The following is a 21,274-nucleotide window of genomic DNA, read 5'->3' as shown; positions in this document are numbered from 1 at the left end:
GCCTGGCGACCCGTGCGGCTACCGTTGCCGTGGGGGCGGGCCTACAACCCCTTCCTGCGGTCGGCGAGGGATTTGGCCTTGGCCGGGTCGATCCACCAGGCGAAGAACTGGTTGCCCCGGGTCGGCGTCACCTTGGGCCGGGCGAACTTGTCCCAATAGGCGATGCGGTCGTAGGGCGCGTGCCAGTTGGGGATCATGTAATGCCCCCATTGCAGCACGCGGTCGAGCGCTTTGCAGGCGGTCACCAGGTCCTTGCGCGAGGGCGCCGCGATCAGCTTTTCGACGATGGCGTCCACGGCCTTGGACTTGATGCCGATGATGTTGCGCGAGCCTTCCTGCTCGGCTGCCGCCGTCGACCAGAATTCGCGCTGTTCGTTGCCCGGCGACATGGACTGGCCGAATCCGCTGACCACCATGTCGAAATCGAAGGTGTCGAGCCGGCGCCGGTACTGGGCCGTGTCGATGGTGCGCACGGTCATGGCGATGCCCAGTTTTTCCAGGTTCTTGGCGAACGGCAGGGCGATGCGTTCGAACAGGGGGCTGACCAGCAGCATTTCGAAGGCGAAGGGCTTGCCCGTCTTGGCATTGATGCGCTTGCCGTCCTTGATCACCCAGCCGGCGTCGGTCAGCAGCTTGGACGCCGTGCGCAGGTTGCCCCGGATGTTGCCGCCCTCGTCGCCCTTGGGCGGGTTGTATTCCTTGGTGAAGACTTCGGGCGGCAGGTCGGCGCGGAACGGTTCCAAAAGTTTCAGCTCGTCCGGCCCCGGCAGGCCCGTCGCCGCCATTTCCGAATTCTGGAAATAGCTGCGGGTGCGCTCATACTGGCCGTAGAACAGGGCCTTGTTCGACCATTCGAAGTTGAAGGCATAGGCCAGCGCGTGGCGCACCTGGGGGTCGCTGAACAGGTCGCGGCGGGTGTTGAAGGCGAAGCCCTGCATGCCCGCCGGGCGGTCGTGGTGGATCTGTTCCTTGACCAGCACGCCCTTCTTCACGGCGGGGGTCGCATAGGCCGTGGCCCAGGCCTTGGACGAGTTTTCCGACTTGTAGTCGTAACGCCCGGCCAGGAAGGCCTCCAGCGCCACGTTGGAATCGCGGTAGTAGTCGAAAATGATCTCGTCGAAATTGTTGTAGCCCGTCATCACCGGGATGTCCTTGCCCCAGTAATCCTTGACGCGGGAAAGCTTCACGAAACGTCCAGGCTCGAACTCGGTAATCTTATAAGGGCCGCTGCCCAAGGGCGGTTCAAGGGTCGTCTTGTTGAACTCCTTGTCCTTCCAGTAATGCTTGGGCAGGACCGTCAATTGGCCGATGATCAGCGGCAGTTCCCGGTTTTCGCCCGGCTTGAAGGTGAATTTCACGGACCGCTCGCCGGTCTGGGTCACCTCGGCCACGTTGCCGTAATAGAAGCGATAGAAGGGCGCCCCCTCCTTGACCAGGGTATTGAAGGAAAAGATCACGTCATCGACCGTCACCGGCATGCCGTCGTGCCAGCGCGCTTCCTTGCGCAGCCGGAATTCGACCCAGGAACGGTCGTCGGGCATGGTCACCGTTTCGGCGAGGCGGCCGTACTGGCTGAACGGTTCGTCCGCCGCGTCGTCCATCAGGGTGTCGTAGACGAAGCCCGATGCCCCCGCCGCCGTGCCCTTGATGATGAAGGGGTTGAAGCTGTCGAAGGTGCCGGTGGCGCCCAGGCGCACGGTGCCGCCCTTGGGGGCGTCCGGGTTGACGTAGTCGAAATGCTTGAAGTCCGGGCCGTACTTCAGGTCGCCGTGCATGGCGAGCCCGTGCACCGGCTTGGGCGCGTCGGCCGCGCCGGCGGGCAGGGACAGGCAGGTGAGGACGAGAAGGGCGCTTAGAAATCGCATCTTTGGTTCCCCCGGTATGCGGTGTTCGCTGCGTCGGAATATGGAGATTAGCCGGTTCCGGTCAAGAAGTGACGCCGGATTGTGGCAAGCTTGTGATTTGTAGAAAATTATCGCCGATCCAGTCGTCTGATCACATTCGGGAAAGGATGCAACAATGTGGAGTGTGCTTGCAGTCATCAATTTTGTCGCCGGGGTACTCAAGTGGGCGTATCGGGCCGGTGACCGGATTGAGCGGCGCATAAGTAAAAAGTTCGGGGGCGTTCAGCCCGGATATTCGATATTCGATTGGCGGGTCAGGTCAGTGACGTTGGAGCGGATGCGGTTTGATACGAAAGTCATAAAAAATTTCGCATCGATATCGATGCTATTAGCGCTCTATTTCATCAACGTCGGTGTTAACGATGGCGATCGGCACCTTACCTTGATCGCGTTTTTCATGCTTTTCATGATGCCGCCGCTGGTCGTCATCCAAACATGCCGCCTGTCGGACAGGGAAAGGTATGAACAGTTGGAGGCGGCTCGGCGAGAGGCGTATTTCCGCAGCTGGGTCTGATCGTTATCCCCGCAGCGCCGCCACGGCCTGCTCATGCAGCGCCGCATCGCCCGAGGCGATGACCGTGCCGTCGCCCGTCAGGCCCAGGGTGCCGCCGGCCCAGTCGGTCATGCGCCCGCCGGCCCCTTCGACGATGGGCACCAGGGCGACATAGTCATAGGGCTGCATGCTGGAATCGCAGACAAGGTCGGCGCGGCCGCGGGCCAGCGTGCCGTAGCTGTAGCAATCGCCGCCGTAAAGCGCGTGGCGGCAGCCATGGCGCAGGTTTTCGAAATGGCCGAAGTTGAGGCCCTGGTGCATCTGCGGCGAGGTGGTGTACAGCCAGGCGGAGGCCAGATCGGGACAGGGCCGGCAGCGTACGGGGGCGCCGTTGCGCGTCGCCCCCAGACCGGGCGCACCCGCCCAGACCTCGTCCAAGGCCGGGTTGTCCATGACGCCCAGATAGGGAGCACCGTCCTTCAGCAGGCCGATCAGGGTGCCGAACAGGGGCTTGCCGGTGATGAAGGCCTTGGTGCCGTCGATGGGGTCGAGCACCCAGACGAATTCGGCGTCCGCGTTCTCGGCCCCGAACTCCTCGCCGAAGATGCCGTGCCCGGGGAAGGCGGCGGCGATCATGTCGCGCATGGCGGCCTCGCATTCCCGGTCGGCGATGGTGACGGGGCTCAGGTCGGCCTTGTCCTCGACGTCGGGGGCGGTGCCGTAATGGCCCAGCACGATGTCACGCGCGCGGGCCGCCATGTCCATGGCCAGGGCCAGGCATTGGGCGGTCTGGGCGTCCGTGGTCGGTTGCGTCACGGCGCCGTCCTCCGGTCGAATGAAAGCCGTGAAAGGCTTACTTGAGGGAGTCCAGGAAGACCAGCAGGGCCGCGCGGTCGGAATTCTTGGGAATGCCGCGGAAGGTCATCTTGGTGCCGGGGGCATAGCCCTTGGGGTCGGCGAGGAACTTGTCCAACTCTTCCATGGTCCACTTGCCGCTCAGACCGGCCAGAACGCCGGAATAGGTATAGCCGTCGGCCTTGCCCTGGGGATGGCCGACGATGCCCCACAGGTTCGGGCCGATCTTGTGCTTGGCGCCCGCTTCCGCCGAATGGCAGGCGGTGCATTTCTTGAACACCTTGGCGCCGGCGTCGGCGGAGGCGGTGGCGATCAGTTCCATCACCGGCTTTTCGGCTTCCTTGGGGGCCGCGTCCTGGGCATCGCCCTGGTCGGCGACGGCGACTTCGAAGCCCATCTTTTCAGGCTCGTTCGCGTGAACCAGCGTATCGCCGATCTTGTTGGTGCCCCACACGACCCAGGCCGTCACGAGTACGCCGAAACCGAGTTTTTCCATCCGGGAGAACTGCATGGTGTTTTCCTTTGCCGATTGTTGCGGGGAATTTAACCGCCCATGCCGCCATGTTCAAGCGGCATAAGCCGCCGCCCGTCCGCTTCTTCATGGCGCGGGTCCGGCCCGCGTTGACACCGGCAGCCTCGCCAACGATACTCCCGCCAGTTTCTGAAAATGCCCGTGATCTCCGGGCCTTTCCCCATCCGGACCCCCAAGACCGCTCAGCCATGGCTTCTTCCGCTACTTCCATCGCCTTCCAGGGCATGCCCGGTGCCTATTCCCATCTTGCCTGCCGCGAGGCGCGGGGCGAGATGGAGCCCTTGCCCTGCCGCACCTTCGAAGACGCCTTCGCCGCCGTGCATGACGGCAAGGCGCGGCTGGCCATGATTCCCATCGAAAATTCCGTCGCCGGGCGGGTCGCCGACATCCACCATCTGCTGCCCGATTCCGGCCTGCACATCATCGGCGAGCATTTCCACCGGGTGCATCATCATCTTCTGGCCGTGCCGGGCGCCGAAATCGGCGACCTGACCCATGTCCACAGCCATGTCCATGCGCTCAACCAGTGCCGCAACCTGATCCGCGACCTGGGCGTGACGCCCGTGGTTCATGTCGATACAGCGGGGGCGGCCAAGGACATCGCGGCCCAGGGCGACAAGTCTCAGGCGGCCATCGCCTCCAGCCTGGCCGGGGAAATCTACGGCCTCTGTTCGCTCAAACAGAACATCGAGGACGCGGAGCACAACACCACGCGCTTTGTGATCTTGTCACTGACGGCGGAACCGCCGGCCTATAATGAGGCCGAGGCGTACATCACCAGCTTCACGTTCCGTGTGCGCAACGTTCCCGCCGCCCTCTACAAGGCCATGGGCGGGTTCGCCACCAACGGGGTCAACATGACCAAACTGGAAAGTTACGTCGGCCCCGATTTCATCGCGGCCCAGTTCTTCGCCGAGGTCGAGGGCCACATGGACGCGCCCTCGGTCCAGCTGGCCTTCGAGGATCTGTCCCATTATTCCGAATGGATCAAGGTGCTGGGCACCTATCCGGCCCATCCGTTCCGCAAAACCGCCGCCAATCAAGGAGCATGACCCCCGTGACCTTCGAAGACATCCGGCCCCACCTGGGCCTCGCCATCCTGCGTGGTCTCGCGCGCCGTTGTCCCAGCTGCGGTATCGGCCACAGCTTCAAGGGCTACCTGAAGGTCACCGACTGCCCCCATTGCGGGGAGGAGTTGGGCCATATCCGTGCCGACGACTTCCCGCCCTATCTGACCATCGCCATCGTCGGCCATATGGTGGTGCCGATGCTGCTGATGAGCGAACAGCTGATGTCGCCGCCGACCTGGATGCTGCTGGGCGTGGCCGTGCCGGTGACCCTGGGCCTCACGCTGGCGCTTTTGCCGCGGGTCAAGGGCGGGATTCTGGGCCTGATGTGGCATCTGGGCCTGCGCGGCGACGAAACGCAGTAACGCCGATTTCGGGATAAGGAGCATCCCGCGATGACCGACGAAAGACCCCCCGCCGTCCGGGCGCTGGACATCGCCCCCCGGGCCAAGCCCTCGACCTATCCGGAACCGTTCTTCAGCCGCATGGCGGGGCGCAAAAAGCGCCAGTTGGGCGACGTCTTCGGGCTCGCCAACTTCGGCGTCAACCTGACGCGGCTCGCGCCGGGCGGCGAATCGGCGCTGCTCCACCGCCATACCCGCCAGGACGAATTCGTCTACATTCTCGAAGGATCGCCCACCCTGGTCACGGAAGACGGCGAAACCGAACTGTCGCCCGGCATGTGCGCGGGCTTTCCCGCCGGCGGTTCGGCCCATCACCTGGTCAACCGGACCACGGCCGACGTGCTGTACCTGGAAATCGGCGACCGCACGCCGGGCGACGCGGCCAGCTATCCCCGCGACGACATTCAGGCCAACCTGGGCCCGGACGGCCAGTGGCTGTTCACCCACAAGGACGGCAGTCCTTACTGACCCGGGCCTTACTGACCCGGGCCTTGCTGACCCAGGCGCCTACTTTTCCGCGAACTTGACCACGAACGGATAGAATGCGATGTGCCCGGCCATGGCCTCCAGCCCCGCCGGCGGGGTTTCGTAGGCCCAGGCGGCGTTTTCCGCCGTCCGGCCGCCGGCGTTGATCGACCAGTAGCTGGCCGTGCCCTTGTGCGGGCACAGGGTGGATTTTTCCGTCGCCGCCAGGGCGTCCATGCGCACGTCGGCCTTCGGGAAATAGTACATGGGCGCATAGGCGCCTTCCTTGAGGATCTGCGCCTTGGCGCTTTCGGCGATCACCTCGCCGTTCACGGTGGCGGTGACGGTCTTGGCGGCGGGGGTCAGGGAAACGTCGGTCATGGGTGGAACTCCTTAACAAGCAGGCAATCGGATTTGCCGCCTATATCCACCGATCCGCCGCCGACCGCCACGCACATCCGTTCACATTTTGGTGGGGGACCCGGGACGACGGGGAATGAGCGGCCGGATACGGAGAAAGGTGCGGTAGGTGATTTCCAGCAGTGCTCCCATTGGCCGGATGCGGAACAGAAGTCCGGCGAGGCGAAACGCAGGCAGTGCCGCCCACAACTCGGCAAATCCGCGTGCGCCCGAGTACAATCGGCCCTGGGCATCCCGGGTGTGAAAACGCCGCAAGGCATCGCAGCGACTCAGACCGTCGGGTAACTCGCGGTCTGCGCAGGCTTGAACATTCACCCAGCGAATACGCTCCGCGCCGGAACGGCGACGGTAGAAGGCGATCTCTTTCCGGCAAAGCGGACAGCCGCCGTCGAAAAAAACGGTGAGAACGGGTGGGCCGTGGTCAAGGCCGATCACCATGGCAATGGCTCCCCCGAATGATCGTAAAACCCCCCGCTATCCGTCGGGGTCAAGCCGTCGATGACGTCGAGAAGACGTTCCGCCGCGCCCGCCGGGGAGCGCACGGTCAAGCCGTTCTTGGCGAAAGGGGCGCTCAGCGGGCTGTCGACGGTTCCCGGATGCAGGGCGACGCAGATTGCGCCCGGTCGCCGGCGCCCGAGTTCCACCGCTGCGGTCCGCACGATTTGGTTCAACGCGGCTTTGGAGGCGCGGTAGCTGTACCACCCGCCCAGCCGATTGTCGGCGATACTCCCGACCTTGGCTGACAGTGTGGCGAAAACGGACCGCCCGGCGTACGGCAGAAGCGGCAGAAAATGTTTCAGGATCAATGCCGGGCCAATCGCATTGACGGCAAATGCGCGGGCCATGCGGTCCGGATCGAGGTCGCGCCAGCTTTTCTCCGGCATTGCGTCCGGCCCATGGAGAAAGCCTGTCGCGTCCACGACGAGACGCAGCGCGGTGCCTGTGCCGACGACCAGATCTGCCGCCGCCGCCACGCTCTCTTCTCTGGTGATGTCGACGGCGGGGTCTGTGCGGCGAGAGAAACGGAACACCGATTTAAAGCGGCCGCTGTCTTCCAGCCGATTTGCGATCGCATTGCCGATCGCGCCGTTCGCGCCAAACACGGCGGCCACAGTCGCAGGGGGCGCATTCCGGACCTTGGATATTTGAGGCATGACGGTGAACTTCCGTAACAGAGGGGCTTTATTTGTTTACGGAAGCGACGGTCAATTGGTTCACGGGCGCGGCCTCAGTCGCCCTCGTCGATCCAATCGTTGATCAGCCGCCGCGAGATACTGTCCGTGCGCGGCAGGCGCGGGCGATTGGGGTCCGTCTCGCCGTAGAATTCGCCGAACTGGGCCAGATCGGCGCGGGAAAACCACTTGGCCTCGCGGATTTCCGTGGGATCGACGGTGATGTCGTCGTTCAGCCCCCGCGCCCGGAAGCCCAGCATCAGCGAGGCCGGAAACGGCCAGGGCTGCGACCCTCGGTAGGTCACGTCGGCGACGCGGATACCCGATTCCTCCAGCACCTCGCGGGCCACGGCTTCCTCCAGGCTTTCGCCGGGTTCCACGAACCCGGCCAGGGTCGAATACATGGGAAAGTCCCAGCGCGTCGACCAGCCCAGCAAACAGCGGTCGACGCCGTCGGCCCCGACGTGGGTCACCAGCATGATCACCGCCGGGTCCGTGCGTGGGAAGTGCGAGCGCCCGCAATCCGGATTGGTGCAGACCTGGACATGGCCGCTGTCGCGGGCCTCCGTGGGGCTGCCGCAGTCGCTGCAGTATTTCTGTCGCCGGTGCCAATGGGTCATGCCCCTGGCATAGGCCAGGATCGTCGCCTCTTCGGCGGCGAGCAGGCGTCCGATCTGGCGCAGGTCCTCGAAGGTGGCACCGTTGACCAGGTTGGGCAGGGCGTCCTCGTCGTGATGGGACAGGTCGACGGCGAAATAGGGTGCATCTTCCCACATGCCCAGAAACACCTGCACGCTGGCCTGGGTCGTCACGATGACCGCCGCCTCGCCGGTCAGCCAGCCCGCCCGCGGGCTGTCTCCAGGTTCCACCAGGTTGCGGTCGCGCCACACGGGTGCAACCCGGGCCTTGGGATGGTTGAGGAGTTCCGCGACCCCGGCGGCATCGCGCCGCCGGTCGCCGGCCCGGTCCAGGGGACCGCCCGTATACATCAATCTTTTCGGCATCCGGGAAAATTGGCACAGGCACGGGCCCTTGGCAACGGCCCTGACGGGGTCCGCGATTTATCCCCAGCAGGGAGATGCGCCACGCTTGTGGAAACCCGGCCAAGAGTTGCTATATTAGGGTCAGGAGACTGGCCCGGACGGGCTTCCTCGCGAACCCGGTCAGGTCCGGAAGGAAGCAGCCGTAACGAGTTTCGGCCCGGGTCGGTGCCAGTCTCCGCTTAATTTTCCCAGGTGCGCGGCCCCAAGGGGCGCCGCCGCCGCCCAAAGCCGGGCCAACCAGCCCCTCCCGCCACGGACGGCCCATGGACGATATGGACGCAACCCGGGACCATCCCGCACCCGCCGCTTCCGGCGGGAGTGACGCCGCCCCCGACCAGGCGGCCTATCAGGTTCTCGCGCGCAAATACCGGCCCACCGACTTCACCAGCCTGATCGGCCAGGAAGCGATGGTCCGCACCCTGACCAATGCCATCGCCGCCGGCCGGCTTGCCCATGCCTTCGTGCTGACGGGCGTGCGGGGCGTCGGCAAGACGACGACCGCCCGCATCATCGCCCGCGCGCTCAACTGCGTCGGCCCCGACGGCACCGGCGGCCCCACGGTCGATCCCTGCGGCGTCTGCGCCAATTGCAAGGCCATCGCCCAGGACCGCCATGTCGATGTCATGGAAATGGACGCGGCGTCGCGCACCGGGGTCGACGACATCCGGGAAATCATCGACGGCGTGCGCTACCGGCCGACCTCGGCCCGGTTCAAGATCTACATCATCGATGAAGTCCACATGCTGTCGAAGAACGCCTTCAACGCCCTGTTGAAGACGTTGGAAGAGCCGCCCGAGCATGTGAAGTTCATCTTCGCCACCACGGAAATCCGCAAGGTGCCGGTGACGGTGCTGTCGCGCTGCCAGCGCTTCGATCTGCGCCGCATCGAGGTGCAGCGCTTGGCCGACCACTTCAAGGGCATCTGCGCCAAGGAAGGGGCCGAGATATCCGAGGCCGCGCTGCACGTCATCGCGCGGGCCGCCGACGGCTCCGTGCGCGACGGCCTGTCGATCCTGGACCAGGCCATCGCCATGACCGAAGGGGCGATCGGCGAGGACCTGGTGCGCGACATGCTGGGCCTGGCCGACCGCTCGCAGGGCTTCGACCTGTTGGAAAAGACGCTCCAGGGCGACACGCCCGGCGCCCTCAACCAGCTGGCCGCCATGTATCAGGACGGCGCCGATCCGGCGGCGGTGCTGAACGACCTTCTGGAAATCGTCCACTTCCTGACCCGCGCCAAACTGGTGCCGGAAACCCTGACCGACCCCGCCGTGCCCGAGATCGAGCGCGTGCGCGGCAAGGACCTTTCGGAACGCCTCGGCATGGGCGCCCTCGCCCGGGCCTGGCAGATGCTGCTGAAGGGCGTGGGCGAGGTTCAGCACGCGCCCAACGCCATCCAGGCGACGGAAATGGTCATCGTGCGCCTGGCCCATGCGGCCAACATGCCGACCCCGGAAGAGGCGATCCGCCGGCTGACCGAGGACGCCGCCGCCGCGCCCGCACCTACGGCACCTGCCCCGCAAGCGCCCGCACCACAGCCGCCGGCGGCCCAGTCCGCCGCGCCGACCCCGCCCGCGTCCCCGGCGCCGTCTTCCGGCGGCGGTGCCGCCCGCGCCCTGGCCCAGCCCGAACCCGATTACGACGACGCCCCCGATTACGATGCGGAACCGGATTACGATCCGGCCCCCACGACGGCGGCGGACAGCGGCCCGATGCAGGCGCGGATCGAAAGCTTCACCGATCTGGTCGCCCTGGCCGGGCAACTGAAAGAAGGCATCCTGCAATCCCACATGACGGCCCAGGTCCATCTGGTGACGTTCGAGCCGGGCCGCATGGAATTCCGCCCCGGCCCCGGCGCCCCCGACAACCTTGCGGGCGATTTGGGCAAGTTTCTGAAGTCCGTCACCGGCGAGCGCTGGATGGTCACCGTGTCCAACGAAGCGGGCCAGCCGACCCTGGCTGAACAGCGCGCCAAGGCCCAGGCCGCGGAAAAGGACGAAGTGTCCCAACACCCCCTGGTCAAGGCGGTGATGGAGGCGTTCCCGGGGGCCGAGATTTCCGATGTTCGTCACCGGGACCGGCGGGACGACGACTAGGCGACCCCGCTGGTCTTTGCCTGGCTCGCAGTCCTCTCCTCGCGCCGCATCCAGCGGTCCATCAGGACGCAGGCGACCAGATCCCCGACCACGTTGAGGGATGTGCGGCACATGTCCAGGATACGGTCGACGCCCATGATCAAGGCGATGCCCGCCGGCGGCACGCCGACGGTGGCCAGGATCGAGGACAGAACAACGATGCCGACCCCGGGCGTGGCCGGCGATCCGATAGAAGCCCCCACCGCCGTTAGAACGATCAGCGTCAACCCGCCCGCTCCGATTTCCACGCCAAAGACCTGGGCCAGGAAGATGGCCGCCACGCCCTGGTAAAGCGCCGTACCGTTCATGTTGATGGTGGCGCCCATGGGGATGACGAACTGACTGACGACGGGACGGACGTCCAGCCGTTCTTCAGCGGTCTTGATGGAAAGCGGCATGACAGCGGCGGAACTCGAGGTTGAGAAGGCGAGCAGCATCACGTCCCTGGCCGCGTGCAGAAAACGTCCCGGGGGCATTCCGGCCCCGATGCGGGCGATGGCCAAAAGCAACACCAGAAGGCAGAGTAGACCGAGCAACACCGTGCCGACGTAGATCGCCATGCCGATCAGGGATTGCAGGCCGATCTTGGACGTCAATTGCGCCAACAGCCCGAACACCGCCCAGGGTGCCAGCCACATGGCCCAGCGCACCACGGTCATGCAGACTTCCTGGAGGGATGCCAGCAGATCCAACATGGGCTTGGCCTTGTCGCGGTCCATTATGACAAGGGCGACGCCGACCACGCTGGCGAAGATGACGACCTGCAGCATGTTGCTTTCGACCATGGACGACAGCGGATTGGACGGAACAAGGGTGAGAAACTGCTGCGGCAGATTGCCGATGGATGGCGTCGCCAGCAGGCCGTCTGCGGCCGCCTGGGGTAATGGGTCTAGTCCCGAACGAATGCTTGCTGCGTCCAGGTAATGGCCGGGTTCGATGACCAGCGCCAGCCAGATTCCGATGGCGACGGCAATGGCAGTGGTGATGACGAAATAAATCACGGTCCGAAGTCCGAGCCGCCGCAACTGCCCCAGATCATTATTCGCGGACAGCCCCCGAATGATGGAGGCGAACACAAGAGGAATGACGATCATCTGGATCGACGCCAGGAACAATTGTCCGGGAAAAGCGAGCCAATTGCCGATGACGGAGGCCGTGGAATGCGTCACCAGGCCGGCGCTGGGACCCAGTGCCATGCCCGTGGCGATGCCGAGCACCATGCCGATCAGGACCTGCAGCCACAATCGACCGCGCACCAGATTTTGCAGGGATTCCGCCATGGGCAACAGTGAGCGCCGCCGGGAGTTCTCCACAGGCGTCCAGTCTGGGGGTGGGCTTGGAGGTCTGCTCATCGGCCTAGTCCATCAGGAACTTATTGCCCGACGCCTCGCCCCAGGCCTCGATGAACTTGCGCAGGCGCGGGCGGGCCTCGCCCTCGGCGTCGACCAATGAGATCACGTCGGCGAGCGCCTTGTTGAGCGCCTCCGTCGTCAGCACGCCGCGATGGTGCTGCCAGCGCAGGTAGACCAGATAGGTGTTCAGCACGTCCGTTTCGCAGTAGTCGCGGATTTCCGCGACGCGCCCCTCGTCGAACATGGGGGCGACCTGCGATCCGTCGACGCCGAACTTGCCGGGCAGGCCCAGGATCGCGCAGACCTCGTTCAGCTTGATGCGCGCCGAGGCGCCGAAATCCGACAAGGCTTCGATCAGATCGCAATGCCAATCGAGGGCGTAGCGCGCGGTGTAGTTTTCCCATTTGTTGGACGTGTCGTGCAGCAGCGGCGCCTGCACGCCATGGGCCATGGCGCGGTATTTCAGGACCGGCAGGTCGAAGCCCCGGCCGTTGAAGCTGACCAGCCGGGGGCGCAGGCGCTCGAAATAGCCGAAGAAGCCTTGCAGCAGCTTCTTCTCGCCGAAGCTGGCCTCGCCGCCCGAGCGCAGTTCCTTCAGGTGATACACCTCGCCGCCGCTCGGCGTGTGCTCGATCTCGGCCTCGAGGAAGCTGATGGCGACGACCCGGTGAAAGGGCTGGCGGTGGAAATCGTTGCGCCCGTCGGTGATTTCCAGGTGATAGCGGGACAACTCGTCGCGCCGGGCCTGGACGTCGGGATCGTCGAAGCCGGTCAGCGCCGGCACGGCGTCCGTGTCGGCGATGGTTTCGATGTCGAAGACGAAGAGGTTTCTATGCTGCATGAGGGTTGTTATACACTCCCCGACAGGTCCCCGGACACCCTTTGAAGAAGCGAGCGCCCCATGAAGAACCTCGGCAAGATGATGCAGCAGGCCCAGGAAATCCAGGCCAAGATGGCCCGCATGCAGGACGAACTGGCGGAACTTGAGGTCACGGGCGCGTCCGGTGCCGGCATGGTCGAGGTCACGCTGAACGGCAAGGGCGAGGCGCGGGGCGTGAAGATCGACCCCTCCCTGTTGTCGGGCGCCGATACGGACGTCGAGGTCCTGGAAGACCTCATCACCGCCGCCATCAACGACGCCAAGGGCAAGGCGGAGCGCGAAATGCAGGCCCGCATGCAGGATTTGACCGGCGGCCTCGGCCTGCCGCCCGGCTTCAAGCTGCCGTTCTGATTTTCTGAATTCCCGGCATGGTCACCTCCGACATCGATCGCCTGATCTCGTTGCTGGCCAAGCTGCCGGGGCTGGGCCCGCGCTCGGCCCGGCGCGCCGTGCTGCACCTGATGAAACGGACGGACAGCCTCATGGGCCCGCTCGCCCGCGCCCTCGACGCGGCGGCCGAGAACATCAAGACCTGTTCGGTCTGCGGCAATCTGGACACCCGCGATCCCTGCGACATCTGCACGGACGGCCGCCGCGACCCCACGCAGATCTGCGTGGTCGAGGACGTCGCCGACCTGTGGGCGCTGGAACGCACGGCCGGATTCAAGGGCCACTACCACGTGCTGGGCGGCACCTTGTCGGCCCTCGATGGCGTCACGCCCGAGGACCTGCGCATTCCGGGCCTCTGCTCGCGCATCCAGGCGGGCGGGGTGACGGAAGTGATCCTGGCGACCAACGCCACCGTCGACGGCCAGACCACGGCCCATTACATCGCCGACCGCGTCGCGGGCCTGGGCAAGGAGGTCGTGGTATCGGGCCTGGCCCATGGCGTGCCCGTGGGGGGCGAACTCGATTACCTGGACGACGGCACCCTGACGGCGGCCATGAAGGCGCGGCGGCCGCTGGCCTGAACTTTACCGCAGTCGATCAGTCGTCGCGGCCGAGCACGCGCAGGTTGGGCGCGGCCGCCGGCGGCAGGTCTTCCGCCGGGGTTTCGTCGGCCAATTGCAGGTCCTCGATCTTCTCGCCCCGCTTGGTGATCTTGTCGGTCGAGACGCGGATGTCGCGGATGTCCTTGGTCGCCTGATCGAAATGGGTTTGCAGCTTGCCGACCCGGTCGTCGAGCCGTCCCACGTCCTCCATCATCTTCTGGACCTCGGCCTGGATCACGTGGGCCTGCTCCCTCATCCGGGAATCCTTCAGGATCGCCCGCACGGTGTTGAGCGTCGCCATCAGCGTGGTCGGCGAGACGATCCACACGCGGCGGCGGTAGCTTTCCTCGACCACGTTGACGAAATTGGCGTGCAGTTCCGCATAGACCGCTTCCGACGGCAGGAACATGAGCGCCGATTCCGCCGTCTCTCCGGGCACGATGTATTTTTCCGAGATCGCGACCACATGGGTCTTCACGTCCTGGGCGAAGCGCCGCCCGGCGGCGATGCGCGCCGCTTCGTCCGAGCCCGCGTCGCGCAGGGCCTGATAGCTTTCCAGCGGGAACTTGGCGTCGATCACGATGGAACCCGGCGGATTGGGCAGCTTGAGCAAGCAGTCCGCGCGCTTGCCGTTGTTCAGGGTGACCTGGAATTCATAGGCCGAGGGCGGCAGGGTCGCGGTCACCAGGTCGTTCAACTGGATTTCCCCGAAGGCGCCGCGCGCCTGCTTGTTGGACAGGATGTCCTGCAAGCCGACCATCTGTTGCGACAGGTCGGTCAGGTTCTTCTGCGCGTGGTCGATGACGGCGAGGCGTTCGTACAGCGTCTTCAACGACTGGCCCGTGCGTTCCGACTGCTGATGCAGGCTGTCGCCGAGCCGCTTGCCGAGGCCGTCCAGGCGGTCGTTCACGGTCATCTGCGACTGCTGCAATGCGCCGGACAGTTCCGCCTGCTGGCGCGACAGGGCATCGGCCATTTCCGCGATCCGCGCCATCTGGTCCAGGTTTTCCCGCCGCGCACGCTGGGTCACGGCGAAAACCAGCGCAACCAGCACCGCCAGCAGGCCGAGCCCGATGCCGAGTACCGCGCCCGTGTTGTCCAGAATGGTCACATCCATGACGTGTCGCTGCCTTGTTTCCGGCGGAATTAGAGGCCAAGCTTGACGCAACCGGCCCAGGAAAACAAACAGGGAACCTGAGCCCCCGCCCAATCCCAAGGAGACCGCCATGTCCCGCCCGATCCATCGTTCCGCAATCTTGGCCGCCGCCGTGTTGGCCCTGCCCGTCCTGGTCCTGCCGATTCGCGGCGAGGCGCAGGCGCCGGCCCCCGGCCAAGCCGCCGAACGGGTGGTCACCGTGTTCACGGGCGGCTTCGGCCAGATCTGGGAGCGCCGCGCCCTGACGCCGCAGGCGGGCACGCGGGACATCATGCTCGACGGCATCAGCCAGCGGACCCTGGCCGAAAGCCTGCGCCTTGCCGGTGACGGCGGCGGCATCGCGGTGCAGTCGCTGTCGCTTGCCCGCAACCTGCTGACCCCCCGCAGCCTGCTGGAACGCTTCCTCGGCAAGGAGGTCGGCGTGGTCAAGGTCCATCCGACCACGGGCGAGGAGCGGATCGAAAAGGCGACGGTGCTGTCCATTCAGAACGGCGTCGTGCTGCGCCTGGGTGGGCGGATCGAGACGGGCATGCCGGGCCGGCTGGTGTTTCCGGACGATGTCGGCGACCTGGCGGCCAAGCCCAGCCTGACGGCGCGCATTTCCGCCGGCGCGGACGTGAAGGGCCTGACCCTGACCTACATTACCGAGGGCCTGTCCTGGTCAACCGACTACACGGCCGTCGTCGCCCCCGACGGCGGGCGGATCAGCCTGTCCGGCTGGGCGTCGGTGCAGAACGACACGGGCGTGGCCCTGGATGCGGCCCGCCTGCGCCTGGTCGCGGGCGAGGTCAACCGCGCGATGGGCGCCCCCCAACCCATGGCCAAGGGGGCGCCGCGCGTGATGATGGCCGAGGCACGAGGGGCCGCCGCCGACGCGGCCCTGCCCGTGCGGGAAGCCCAAGGGGCGGTGCATGTCTATACCCTGCCGGGCGCCCAGACCCTGGCCGCCGGAGAGCGCAAACAGGTGGCGCTCCTGGGTCCGGTCGAGGTGCCCGTGTCGGAAACCCTGCTCAGCCTCGGCAATCCGCAGCTGTTCGGCCCGGCGCCGGGCGACCCCGCCCCGGACCATCCCCAGGTGCGCCTCGGTTTCGACAACAAGGCCCTGGTCGCGGGCGGCCTGCCGCTGCCGGGCGGGATCGTCCGCGCCTACCGCACGGGCGCCGACGGCCAGACCCTGTTCGCCGGATCGGACCGCATCGCCGACACGCCGGACGGCGGGCGGGTGATCGTCACCCTGGGCCGCGCCTTCGACGTCACGGTCAAGCGCGAACAGACCGCCTTCAAGCGCCTGGACGCCCAGGGCCGCAATGTGGAGGGAACCTTTAAGATCACCGTTACCAACGGCCGCGCCAAACCGGCGCGGGTGCGTCTCGCCGAGATTCTGCCCGGCGACTGGACCATCGTTGAAAGTTCTCTGGCGCACGAGCGGTCCGGCGACCGGGCGCGCTGGCTGGTCGAGGTGCCGGGCAAGGGCGATCTGACCCTGACCTACAAGGTGCGGGTATTGCGCTAGCCGAGAATGCCGACCATCGCCCCGCTTAGGCAGGTCGACAGCGTGCCCGACACCAGGGTCATGGGGGCGAGTTTCACGATCTCGGCCCGGCGCTCCGGCGCCATGGCGGCCAGCCCGCCGATCATGATGCCCAGCGATCCGAAATTGGCGAAGCCCGACATGGCGTAGGTCAGGATCAGGCGGCTGCGGTCGGACAGCACCGCCGGCCCCAGCTTGGCCATCTCCAGATAGGCCAAAAACTCATTCAGCACGGTCTTGATGCCCATGAGGGCCCCCGCCTGCGGCGCCTCGGCCCAGGGCACGCCCATCAGCCACACCACCGGCGCCATGACCCAGCCGAGGATGCGTTGCAGGGTGAGGGGGCCAGCACCCACGTCGGGGATCATGCCGAGCGTCATGTTGACCAGACTGACCAGGGCCACCAGGACGATGATCATGGCGATGATGTTGATCAGCAGCGGCACCCCGTCGCCGGTGCCGCGGGTGATCGCCTCCATCACGCCGCGGTCGGGCGACGGGTCGAGGGGGGCGGCGGTATCGGCGGCACCCTCCGGGGCCGGCATCATCAGCCGCGCCATGATCACGGCGCCGCAGGCGTTCATCATCGACGCGATCAGCAGATGACCCGCGGAATCGGACAGCACGTCCTTCAGGATGGTGGCGTAGAGCACCAGCATGGTGCCGGCGATGGTCGCCATGCCGGCGGTCATGACCAGGAACAGGTCGGCCGGCGACATCCGTTTCAGGTAGGGGCGGATCAGCACCGGGGCCTCGACCATGCCGACGAACACGTTGGCCGCCGTCGCCACCCCGGCGGCACCGCTGAGGCCCAGGGTGCGGTTGAGCGCCCAGGCGAAGGCGCGGACCACGGCGGGCAGGATGCGCCAATAGAACAACAGGGCCGACAGCGCGCTGATGACCAGCACCAGGGGCAAAGCCTGGAAGGCCAGGATGAAGCTTGCCCCCGGGTAGCTTTCGGTGAACGGCAGGGCGCCGCCGCCGATGTAGCCGAACACCACCTTGGTGCCGTCGAGGGTCGCGTCATGGAGCGCCAGAACGGCCCGGTTGGCGGCCAGGAACAGGGCCTTGGCCGGTGGGAAATTAAGCAGCACCAGGGCGATCGCCGCCTGCAACGCAAGCCCGGCCAGGACGACGCGCAGCGGGAAGGCGCGCTTGAAGCCCCCCTGCCACAGTCCCCCGATCCCCCATGCCAGGCCGACGAAGGCGGCCAGGCCGATGATGCTCTGCCAAATCATTGCGGGGATGAGAGTAGCCGCATTGCCGGGCAGGGCAAGCGGGAATGGCGCAAGGCCTTGACCATTGCCGTCCGAGGCCATATCTGGGGGGAATTCCCCGTTCCAGAGACCTGGGTTAAACTGCCGTCATGTCCGTGCTTGAAATCATCGTCGCCCCCGACCCGCGCCTGAAGCGCCGGGCCGAACCCGTCGCGAAAGTCGACGACGAGGTGCGCAAGATCATGGACGACATGCTGGACACCATGTACGCCGCCAACGGCATCGGCCTGGCTGGGCCGCAGGTCGGGGTTCTGAAACGCATCATCGTGGTCGATGTGGCGCGCGACGGCGACGGGCGTCAGCCGATGCAGATGGCCAATCCGGAAGTCATCTGGGAAAGCGACGACGCGCGCAGCTACGAGGAAGGCTGCCTGTCCCTGCCCGAGCATTTCGCCGAGGTGGTGCGGCCCGAGGCGGTCAAGGTCCGCTATCTCGACCGCGAAAACGAGATTCGCACGATCGACGCCGACGACATCCTGGCGACCTGCATCCAGCATGAGATCGACCATCTGGACGGCGTGCTGTTCGTCGACCACATCTCGTCCCTCAAGCGCAACATGATCATCAAGAAGCTGCAAAAGCTGAAAAAGCAGCAGGCGGAAGAAGCCACGGCCTGACCGATGCCGCTCCGGCGCTTTACCGCGCCCGCCGCGCCCTCTAAAACCCTTCCATGACCGCCCTCGACCTCATCTTCATGGGTTCGCCCGATTTCTCGATTCCGGCGCTTCAGGCGCTGTTGGACGCGGGGCACCGCGTGAAATGCGTCTATGCCCAGCCGCCGCGCCCGGCCAACCGGGGCCACAAGGAAACGCCTTGTCCGGTCCATGCCTTCGCGCTGGAAAAGGGCCTTCCCGTGCGCACGCCGAAAAGCCTGAAGGATCCGGCCGAACAGGCTGCCTTCGCGGACCTCAAGGCGGACGCGGCCGTGGTCGTCGCCTACGGCCTGATCCTGCCCCAGGCGGTGCTCGACGCTCCCCGCCTGGGTTGCCTCAACATCCATGCCTCGCTGCTGCCGCGCTGGCGGGGCGCCGCGCCCATTCAGCGCGCGATCCAGGCGGGGGATAGGGAAACGGGCGTGACCATCATGCAGATGGACGTGGGTCTCGACACGGGGCCCATGCTGCTGGACGGCAAACTGCCGATCACCGAGGCGACCACGGCGGGGGCGCTGCACGATGATCTCTCGGCCCTGGGGGCCAAGCTGATCGTCAAGGCGCTGGAGGGATTGCAGGCCGGAACGCTCGACGCCGCGCCACAGCCCGAGACGGGCGTGACCTACGCGGCCAAGCTGGACAAGGCCGAAGGGCGGCTCGACTGGACGAAACCGGCGGCCGAGCTCGCCCGCACCGTGCGCGCCTTCGACCCCTGGCCGGGCACCTGGTTCGAGGCCGGCAAGGAGCGCATCAAGGTCCTGGCGGCGGAAGCGGTCGACGACGATGGCGATGCCGCGCCCGGCACGGTGCTCGACGACCGGGCGACCATCAAATGCGGCGTGGGGGCGCTGCGCCCGACGCGTCTGCAACGGCCCGGCAAGGGGGCGATGGAGGCTGGCGATTTTCTGCGCGGTTTCGACCTTCCCAAGGGAACGCAGGTCTAGCTAACCCCGCTTTTTCGCCCCCACGGCCTGCGCCAGTTGCGCCAGGCCTTCGTAGGGCTGGGCGCCGACCAGTCCGTGCAACTGGCCGTCGGGCCCGGCGGCGACGAAGGTCGGCACGCCGGTGACGCCGTATTGGTGGGACTTGGCCCAGTCGGCGTCGACGGCGTCCTTGAAGGTCCTCTCCTCGATCACCTTGCGGGCTTCGTCCACGTCCAGGCCGGCGGCCTTGACCACGTCCAGGATTACCTCGACGTCGCCGATGTTGCGGCGGTCCACGAAATAGGCTTCGAAGAATTTGTCGTGGATGGCCTCGCCGCCCGGCTGGGTTTCGGCCCCCAGGGAATCAGCCCACTTGCCGACTTCCTGCGCCAGGCGCGAATTGTAGGTATGGCTGCGGTCCTTGAAGGGCAGGCCCTCGGCCTGCATCAGGCCCTGCATGCGGGCGTTTTTCTGCGCGATCTCCTCGGGCCCCGTGCCGAACATGTCGGCCAGCGTGCGGCCTTCGGCCGGGGTTTCCGGATGCAGGGGGAAATGCACCCGCTTGATGGTGACGTCGTAATTTTCCTTCAGCTGTTTCACCCGGTTGTCGCCCAGGTAGCACCAGGGACAGACGTAATCGGAGAAGACTTCCAGGGTGATCGGATCGGCCATCGGGGGTATTCCTTGTCCTGCGGATGTGACCTCAATCTAGGGCCCCCATGCCGGATTTCAAACCATGAACGGATCAAATGGCTGTTACGTCTACGTGCTGGGCAGCGCCGACGGCGCCGACGCCCGCACCTATGTCGGTTGGACGACGGACGTGGCGGCGCGGCTCGCGGCCCATAATTCGGGCAAGGGGGCGAAGTCGACGCGGGGCCGTGCGTGGCGGGTTTTGTATGTGGAGCGTTACCACACGCGGGGCGAGGCGATGTCCCGGGAATGGCACTTGAAGCGCGACCGCAGGTTCCGCCGCGCCCTGCTGGACGGCGCGATCCCGGGATAGGCGGGATCGCGGCGCCAGGTTAGATCAGACGGATGTCGGCGCGGTCGCCGTAGCTGCCTTCGATCAGGGAGGTGGCATGGCGCACCATGTCGGCCCCTTCATGGCGGCGAATGACGAAGGCGTTGCGGCCCGGGGCCGATTCCGGCGCATGGCTGACGAAGTTGTGCAGGCCATAGGTGATGAGAAAGTGTTGTTCGGTGGTCATGAAAATTCCTAGTGGGTGTCTTGGCCGGGCGCGCGGCGCAGGGCGATTGCCCCGGCGCGGTCGCCGGCGGTGATGGGTGTTCTTGTGATGACGTGATCACGTTGGGGCGGCGCCGTCCGGCGGCCGCACCCCGCCGAAATTATTCGGGCGTGGCGGGCCGGATCGGCGCCGTCGGCTCGGCTTCGGGCTGGTTGGCGTCGGTGGACGTACCTGCCTTTGCGGCTTCCTTCGCGGCGGCGCGTTGGGCCTTCTTTGCGGCTTTCTGGCGCTCGCGTTCTTTGCGTTCGAAATCGTAATTGGGCTTTTGAGCCATCGTCGTCTCTCCGGATGGGAACGGATCAGAATGTCCCTGCGGACAGACGCCGTAGCCAAGGCCGGGAAAGGGCCCGCCGAAGCGGATCCTTTCCCGTGACCCGGCGTCGTTCTGATTAGTCGGCGATCGACAGATTCTCGGCGGCGGTCTTGCCGTTCTGGCCGGCGGTCAGGTCATAGGTGACCTTCTGGCCTTCCTTGAGGGTGCTCAGACCGGCGCGCTCGACGGCGGAAATATGCACGAAGGCGTCCTTGGAACCGTCTTCCGGTTCGATGAAGCCATAGCCTTTGTCAGCGTTGAAAAACTTAACGGTACCTGTGGTCATTTTTAATGTCCTCTAACAGGAGTATGGGTGCCGTGCGGCGCCTCATGCGCCGAACAGCCGGGATAACGCTCGCATTGTCAGGGGATCACGAAGATGACCGGCGGACCGATCTTTCAAATCACGAAAACAAAATGCAACTCGCTGGGTCGGAACCATAAGGGCATGAGCGGG

General features: G+C 65.9%; 26 protein-coding genes and 1 other RNA gene. 12 read left to right on the top strand and 15 right to left on the bottom strand.

Features of this window, described 5'->3' with window-relative positions:
- Nucleotides 1-41: 41 nt before the first annotated feature.
- The gene (locus RJ527_06075; GenBank protein WND77307.1) at nucleotides 42-1,865 is read right to left on the bottom strand and encodes an extracellular solute-binding protein; all 1,824 of its coding nucleotides are present in this window, start codon (nucleotides 1,863-1,865) and stop codon (nucleotides 42-44) included.
- Between the two features lie 154 nt (nucleotides 1,866-2,019).
- On the opposite strand from RJ527_06075, the gene RJ527_06070 reads away from it, so the two are divergent.
- The gene (locus tag RJ527_06070; protein ID WND77306.1) at nucleotides 2,020-2,418 is read left to right on the top strand and encodes a hypothetical protein; all 399 of its coding nucleotides are present in this window, start codon (nucleotides 2,020-2,022) and stop codon (nucleotides 2,416-2,418) included.
- A gap of 3 nt (nucleotides 2,419-2,421) precedes the next feature.
- On the opposite strand, the gene hisN is transcribed toward RJ527_06070, so the two are convergent.
- Together hisN and RJ527_06060 are read right to left on the bottom strand one after the other, a co-directional pair.
- A complete protein-coding gene (gene hisN, locus RJ527_06065; GenBank protein WND77305.1) occupies nucleotides 2,422-3,213 on the bottom strand; it encodes a histidinol-phosphatase in 792 nt (263 codons plus the stop codon).
- Nucleotides 3,214-3,250: 37 nt separating this feature from the next.
- Nucleotides 3,251-3,763: a cytochrome c family protein gene (locus RJ527_06060; GenBank protein WND77304.1), complete on the bottom strand. Its 513-nt coding sequence runs from the start codon at nucleotides 3,761-3,763 to the stop codon at nucleotides 3,251-3,253.
- Between the two features lie 209 nt (nucleotides 3,764-3,972).
- On the opposite strand from RJ527_06060, the gene RJ527_06055 reads away from it, so the two are divergent.
- From RJ527_06055 to RJ527_06045, 3 genes are read left to right on the top strand one after another with little or no spacing between them, the layout of a single operon-like run.
- A complete protein-coding gene (locus RJ527_06055; GenBank protein WND77303.1) occupies nucleotides 3,973-4,836 on the top strand; it encodes a prephenate dehydratase in 864 nt (287 codons plus the stop codon).
- A gap of 5 nt (nucleotides 4,837-4,841) precedes the next feature.
- Nucleotides 4,842-5,216, top strand: coding sequence for a DUF983 domain-containing protein (locus tag RJ527_06050; protein WND77302.1), 375 nt, complete (start codon nucleotides 4,842-4,844; stop codon nucleotides 5,214-5,216).
- Between the two features lie 30 nt (nucleotides 5,217-5,246).
- On the top strand, nucleotides 5,247-5,723 hold the full coding sequence (locus RJ527_06045; GenBank protein WND77301.1) for a cupin domain-containing protein: 477 nt from the start codon (nucleotides 5,247-5,249) through the stop codon (nucleotides 5,721-5,723).
- Nucleotides 5,724-5,762: 39 nt separating this feature from the next.
- Here RJ527_06045 and RJ527_06040 read toward each other — a convergent pair whose 3' ends face one another.
- The 4 genes from RJ527_06040 to nudC all read right to left on the bottom strand — a co-directional run bounded on the left by RJ527_06040 (nucleotide 5,763) and on the right by nudC (nucleotide 8,301).
- Nucleotides 5,763-6,101, bottom strand: a complete 339-nt coding sequence (locus RJ527_06040) for a DUF427 domain-containing protein (protein WND77300.1) — start codon at nucleotides 6,099-6,101, stop codon at nucleotides 5,763-5,765.
- Between the two features lie 81 nt (nucleotides 6,102-6,182).
- Complete coding sequence (locus tag RJ527_06035) at nucleotides 6,183-6,578, bottom strand: DUF393 domain-containing protein (GenBank protein ID WND77299.1); 396 nt, start codon at nucleotides 6,576-6,578, stop codon at nucleotides 6,183-6,185.
- The gene (locus RJ527_06030) at nucleotides 6,572-7,294 is read right to left on the bottom strand and encodes an SDR family oxidoreductase (protein ID WND77298.1); all 723 of its coding nucleotides are present in this window, start codon (nucleotides 7,292-7,294) and stop codon (nucleotides 6,572-6,574) included. The genes RJ527_06035 and RJ527_06030 overlap by 7 nt, the downstream gene beginning before the upstream one ends.
- 74 nt (nucleotides 7,295-7,368) lie before the next feature.
- Complete coding sequence (nudC, locus tag RJ527_06025) at nucleotides 7,369-8,301, bottom strand: NAD(+) diphosphatase (protein ID WND77297.1); 933 nt, start codon at nucleotides 8,299-8,301, stop codon at nucleotides 7,369-7,371.
- Nucleotides 8,302-8,441: 140 nt separating this feature from the next.
- Here nudC and ffs point away from each other — a divergent pair.
- Together ffs and RJ527_06015 are read left to right on the top strand one after the other, a co-directional pair.
- An RNA gene (gene ffs / locus RJ527_06020) (signal recognition particle sRNA small type) lies at nucleotides 8,442-8,533 on the top strand.
- An 85-nt stretch (nucleotides 8,534-8,618) separates the two neighbouring features.
- A complete protein-coding gene (locus tag RJ527_06015; GenBank protein ID WND77296.1) occupies nucleotides 8,619-10,451 on the top strand; it encodes a DNA polymerase III subunit gamma/tau in 1,833 nt (610 codons plus the stop codon).
- Here RJ527_06015 and RJ527_06010 read toward each other — a convergent pair.
- Both RJ527_06010 and RJ527_06005 read right to left on the bottom strand, forming a co-directional pair.
- Nucleotides 10,448-11,770: a dicarboxylate/amino acid:cation symporter gene (locus tag RJ527_06010; GenBank protein WND77295.1), complete on the bottom strand. Its 1,323-nt coding sequence runs from the start codon at nucleotides 11,768-11,770 to the stop codon at nucleotides 10,448-10,450. The two genes, RJ527_06015 and RJ527_06010, sit on opposite strands and share 4 nt — an antisense overlap.
- Before the next feature lie 76 nt (nucleotides 11,771-11,846).
- Nucleotides 11,847-12,683, bottom strand: a complete 837-nt coding sequence (locus RJ527_06005) for a 3'-5' exonuclease (protein WND77294.1) — start codon at nucleotides 12,681-12,683, stop codon at nucleotides 11,847-11,849.
- Nucleotides 12,684-12,743: 60 nt separating this feature from the next.
- On the opposite strand from RJ527_06005, the gene RJ527_06000 reads away from it, so the two are divergent.
- Nucleotides 12,744-13,073: a YbaB/EbfC family nucleoid-associated protein gene (locus tag RJ527_06000; protein WND77293.1), complete on the top strand. Its 330-nt coding sequence runs from the start codon at nucleotides 12,744-12,746 to the stop codon at nucleotides 13,071-13,073.
- 17 nt (nucleotides 13,074-13,090) lie between these two features.
- Nucleotides 13,091-13,693 carry a recombination mediator RecR gene (gene recR / locus RJ527_05995; protein WND77292.1) on the top strand — a complete coding sequence of 201 codons (603 nt, stop codon included), beginning with the start codon at nucleotides 13,091-13,093 and terminating at the stop codon, nucleotides 13,691-13,693.
- 16 nt (nucleotides 13,694-13,709) lie between these two features.
- Here the strand turns inward: recR and rmuC are convergent, their stop codons facing one another.
- On the bottom strand, nucleotides 13,710-14,831 hold the full coding sequence (rmuC, locus tag RJ527_05990) for a DNA recombination protein RmuC (protein ID WND77291.1): 1,122 nt from the start codon (nucleotides 14,829-14,831) through the stop codon (nucleotides 13,710-13,712).
- A 109-nt stretch (nucleotides 14,832-14,940) separates the two neighbouring features.
- Here rmuC and RJ527_05985 point away from each other — a divergent pair, with 109 nt between their 5' ends.
- Nucleotides 14,941-16,383, top strand: a complete 1,443-nt coding sequence (locus RJ527_05985) for a DUF4139 domain-containing protein (protein ID WND77290.1) — start codon at nucleotides 14,941-14,943, stop codon at nucleotides 16,381-16,383.
- Here the strand turns inward: RJ527_05985 and RJ527_05980 are convergent.
- On the bottom strand, nucleotides 16,380-17,639 hold the full coding sequence (locus tag RJ527_05980) for a nucleoside transporter C-terminal domain-containing protein (protein ID WND77289.1): 1,260 nt from the start codon (nucleotides 17,637-17,639) through the stop codon (nucleotides 16,380-16,382). The genes RJ527_05985 and RJ527_05980 overlap by 4 nt on opposite strands.
- Nucleotides 17,640-17,767: 128 nt before the next feature.
- Here RJ527_05980 and def point away from each other — a divergent pair, with 128 nt between their 5' ends.
- A complete protein-coding gene (gene def, locus RJ527_05975) occupies nucleotides 17,768-18,295 on the top strand; it encodes a peptide deformylase (protein WND77288.1) in 528 nt (175 codons plus the stop codon).
- Nucleotides 18,296-18,348: 53 nt separating this feature from the next.
- On the top strand, nucleotides 18,349-19,275 hold the full coding sequence (fmt, locus tag RJ527_05970) for a methionyl-tRNA formyltransferase (protein WND77287.1): 927 nt from the start codon (nucleotides 18,349-18,351) through the stop codon (nucleotides 19,273-19,275).
- Here fmt and RJ527_05965 read toward each other — a convergent pair whose 3' ends face one another.
- The gene (locus tag RJ527_05965; protein ID WND77286.1) at nucleotides 19,276-19,926 is read right to left on the bottom strand and encodes a DsbA family oxidoreductase; all 651 of its coding nucleotides are present in this window, start codon (nucleotides 19,924-19,926) and stop codon (nucleotides 19,276-19,278) included.
- 64 nt (nucleotides 19,927-19,990) lie between these two features.
- Between RJ527_05965 and RJ527_05960 the strand changes: the two genes are divergently transcribed.
- Entirely contained in the window at nucleotides 19,991-20,260 is a 270-nt protein-coding gene (locus RJ527_05960) for a GIY-YIG nuclease family protein (GenBank protein ID WND77285.1), read from the top strand.
- A 19-nt stretch (nucleotides 20,261-20,279) separates the two neighbouring features.
- On the opposite strand, the gene RJ527_05955 is transcribed toward RJ527_05960, so the two are convergent.
- The 3 genes from RJ527_05955 to RJ527_05945 form a co-directional block, all read right to left on the bottom strand.
- Entirely contained in the window at nucleotides 20,280-20,465 is a 186-nt protein-coding gene (locus RJ527_05955; protein ID WND77284.1) for a hypothetical protein, read from the bottom strand.
- 139 nt (nucleotides 20,466-20,604) lie between these two features.
- Nucleotides 20,605-20,778: a hypothetical protein gene (locus RJ527_05950; GenBank protein WND77283.1), complete on the bottom strand. Its 174-nt coding sequence runs from the start codon at nucleotides 20,776-20,778 to the stop codon at nucleotides 20,605-20,607.
- A 115-nt stretch (nucleotides 20,779-20,893) separates the two neighbouring features.
- Nucleotides 20,894-21,103, bottom strand: coding sequence for a cold-shock protein (locus RJ527_05945; GenBank protein WND77282.1), 210 nt, complete (start codon nucleotides 21,101-21,103; stop codon nucleotides 20,894-20,896).
- Nucleotides 21,104-21,274 lie beyond the last annotated feature (171 nt).

This window comes from Thalassospiraceae bacterium LMO-SO8 (genome assembly GCA_031655335.1).
In the GTDB taxonomy this organism is placed as follows: domain Bacteria; phylum Pseudomonadota; class Alphaproteobacteria; order Rhodospirillales; family Casp-alpha2; genus UBA1479.
This window is presented reverse-complemented; position numbering and strand designations above follow the sequence as displayed.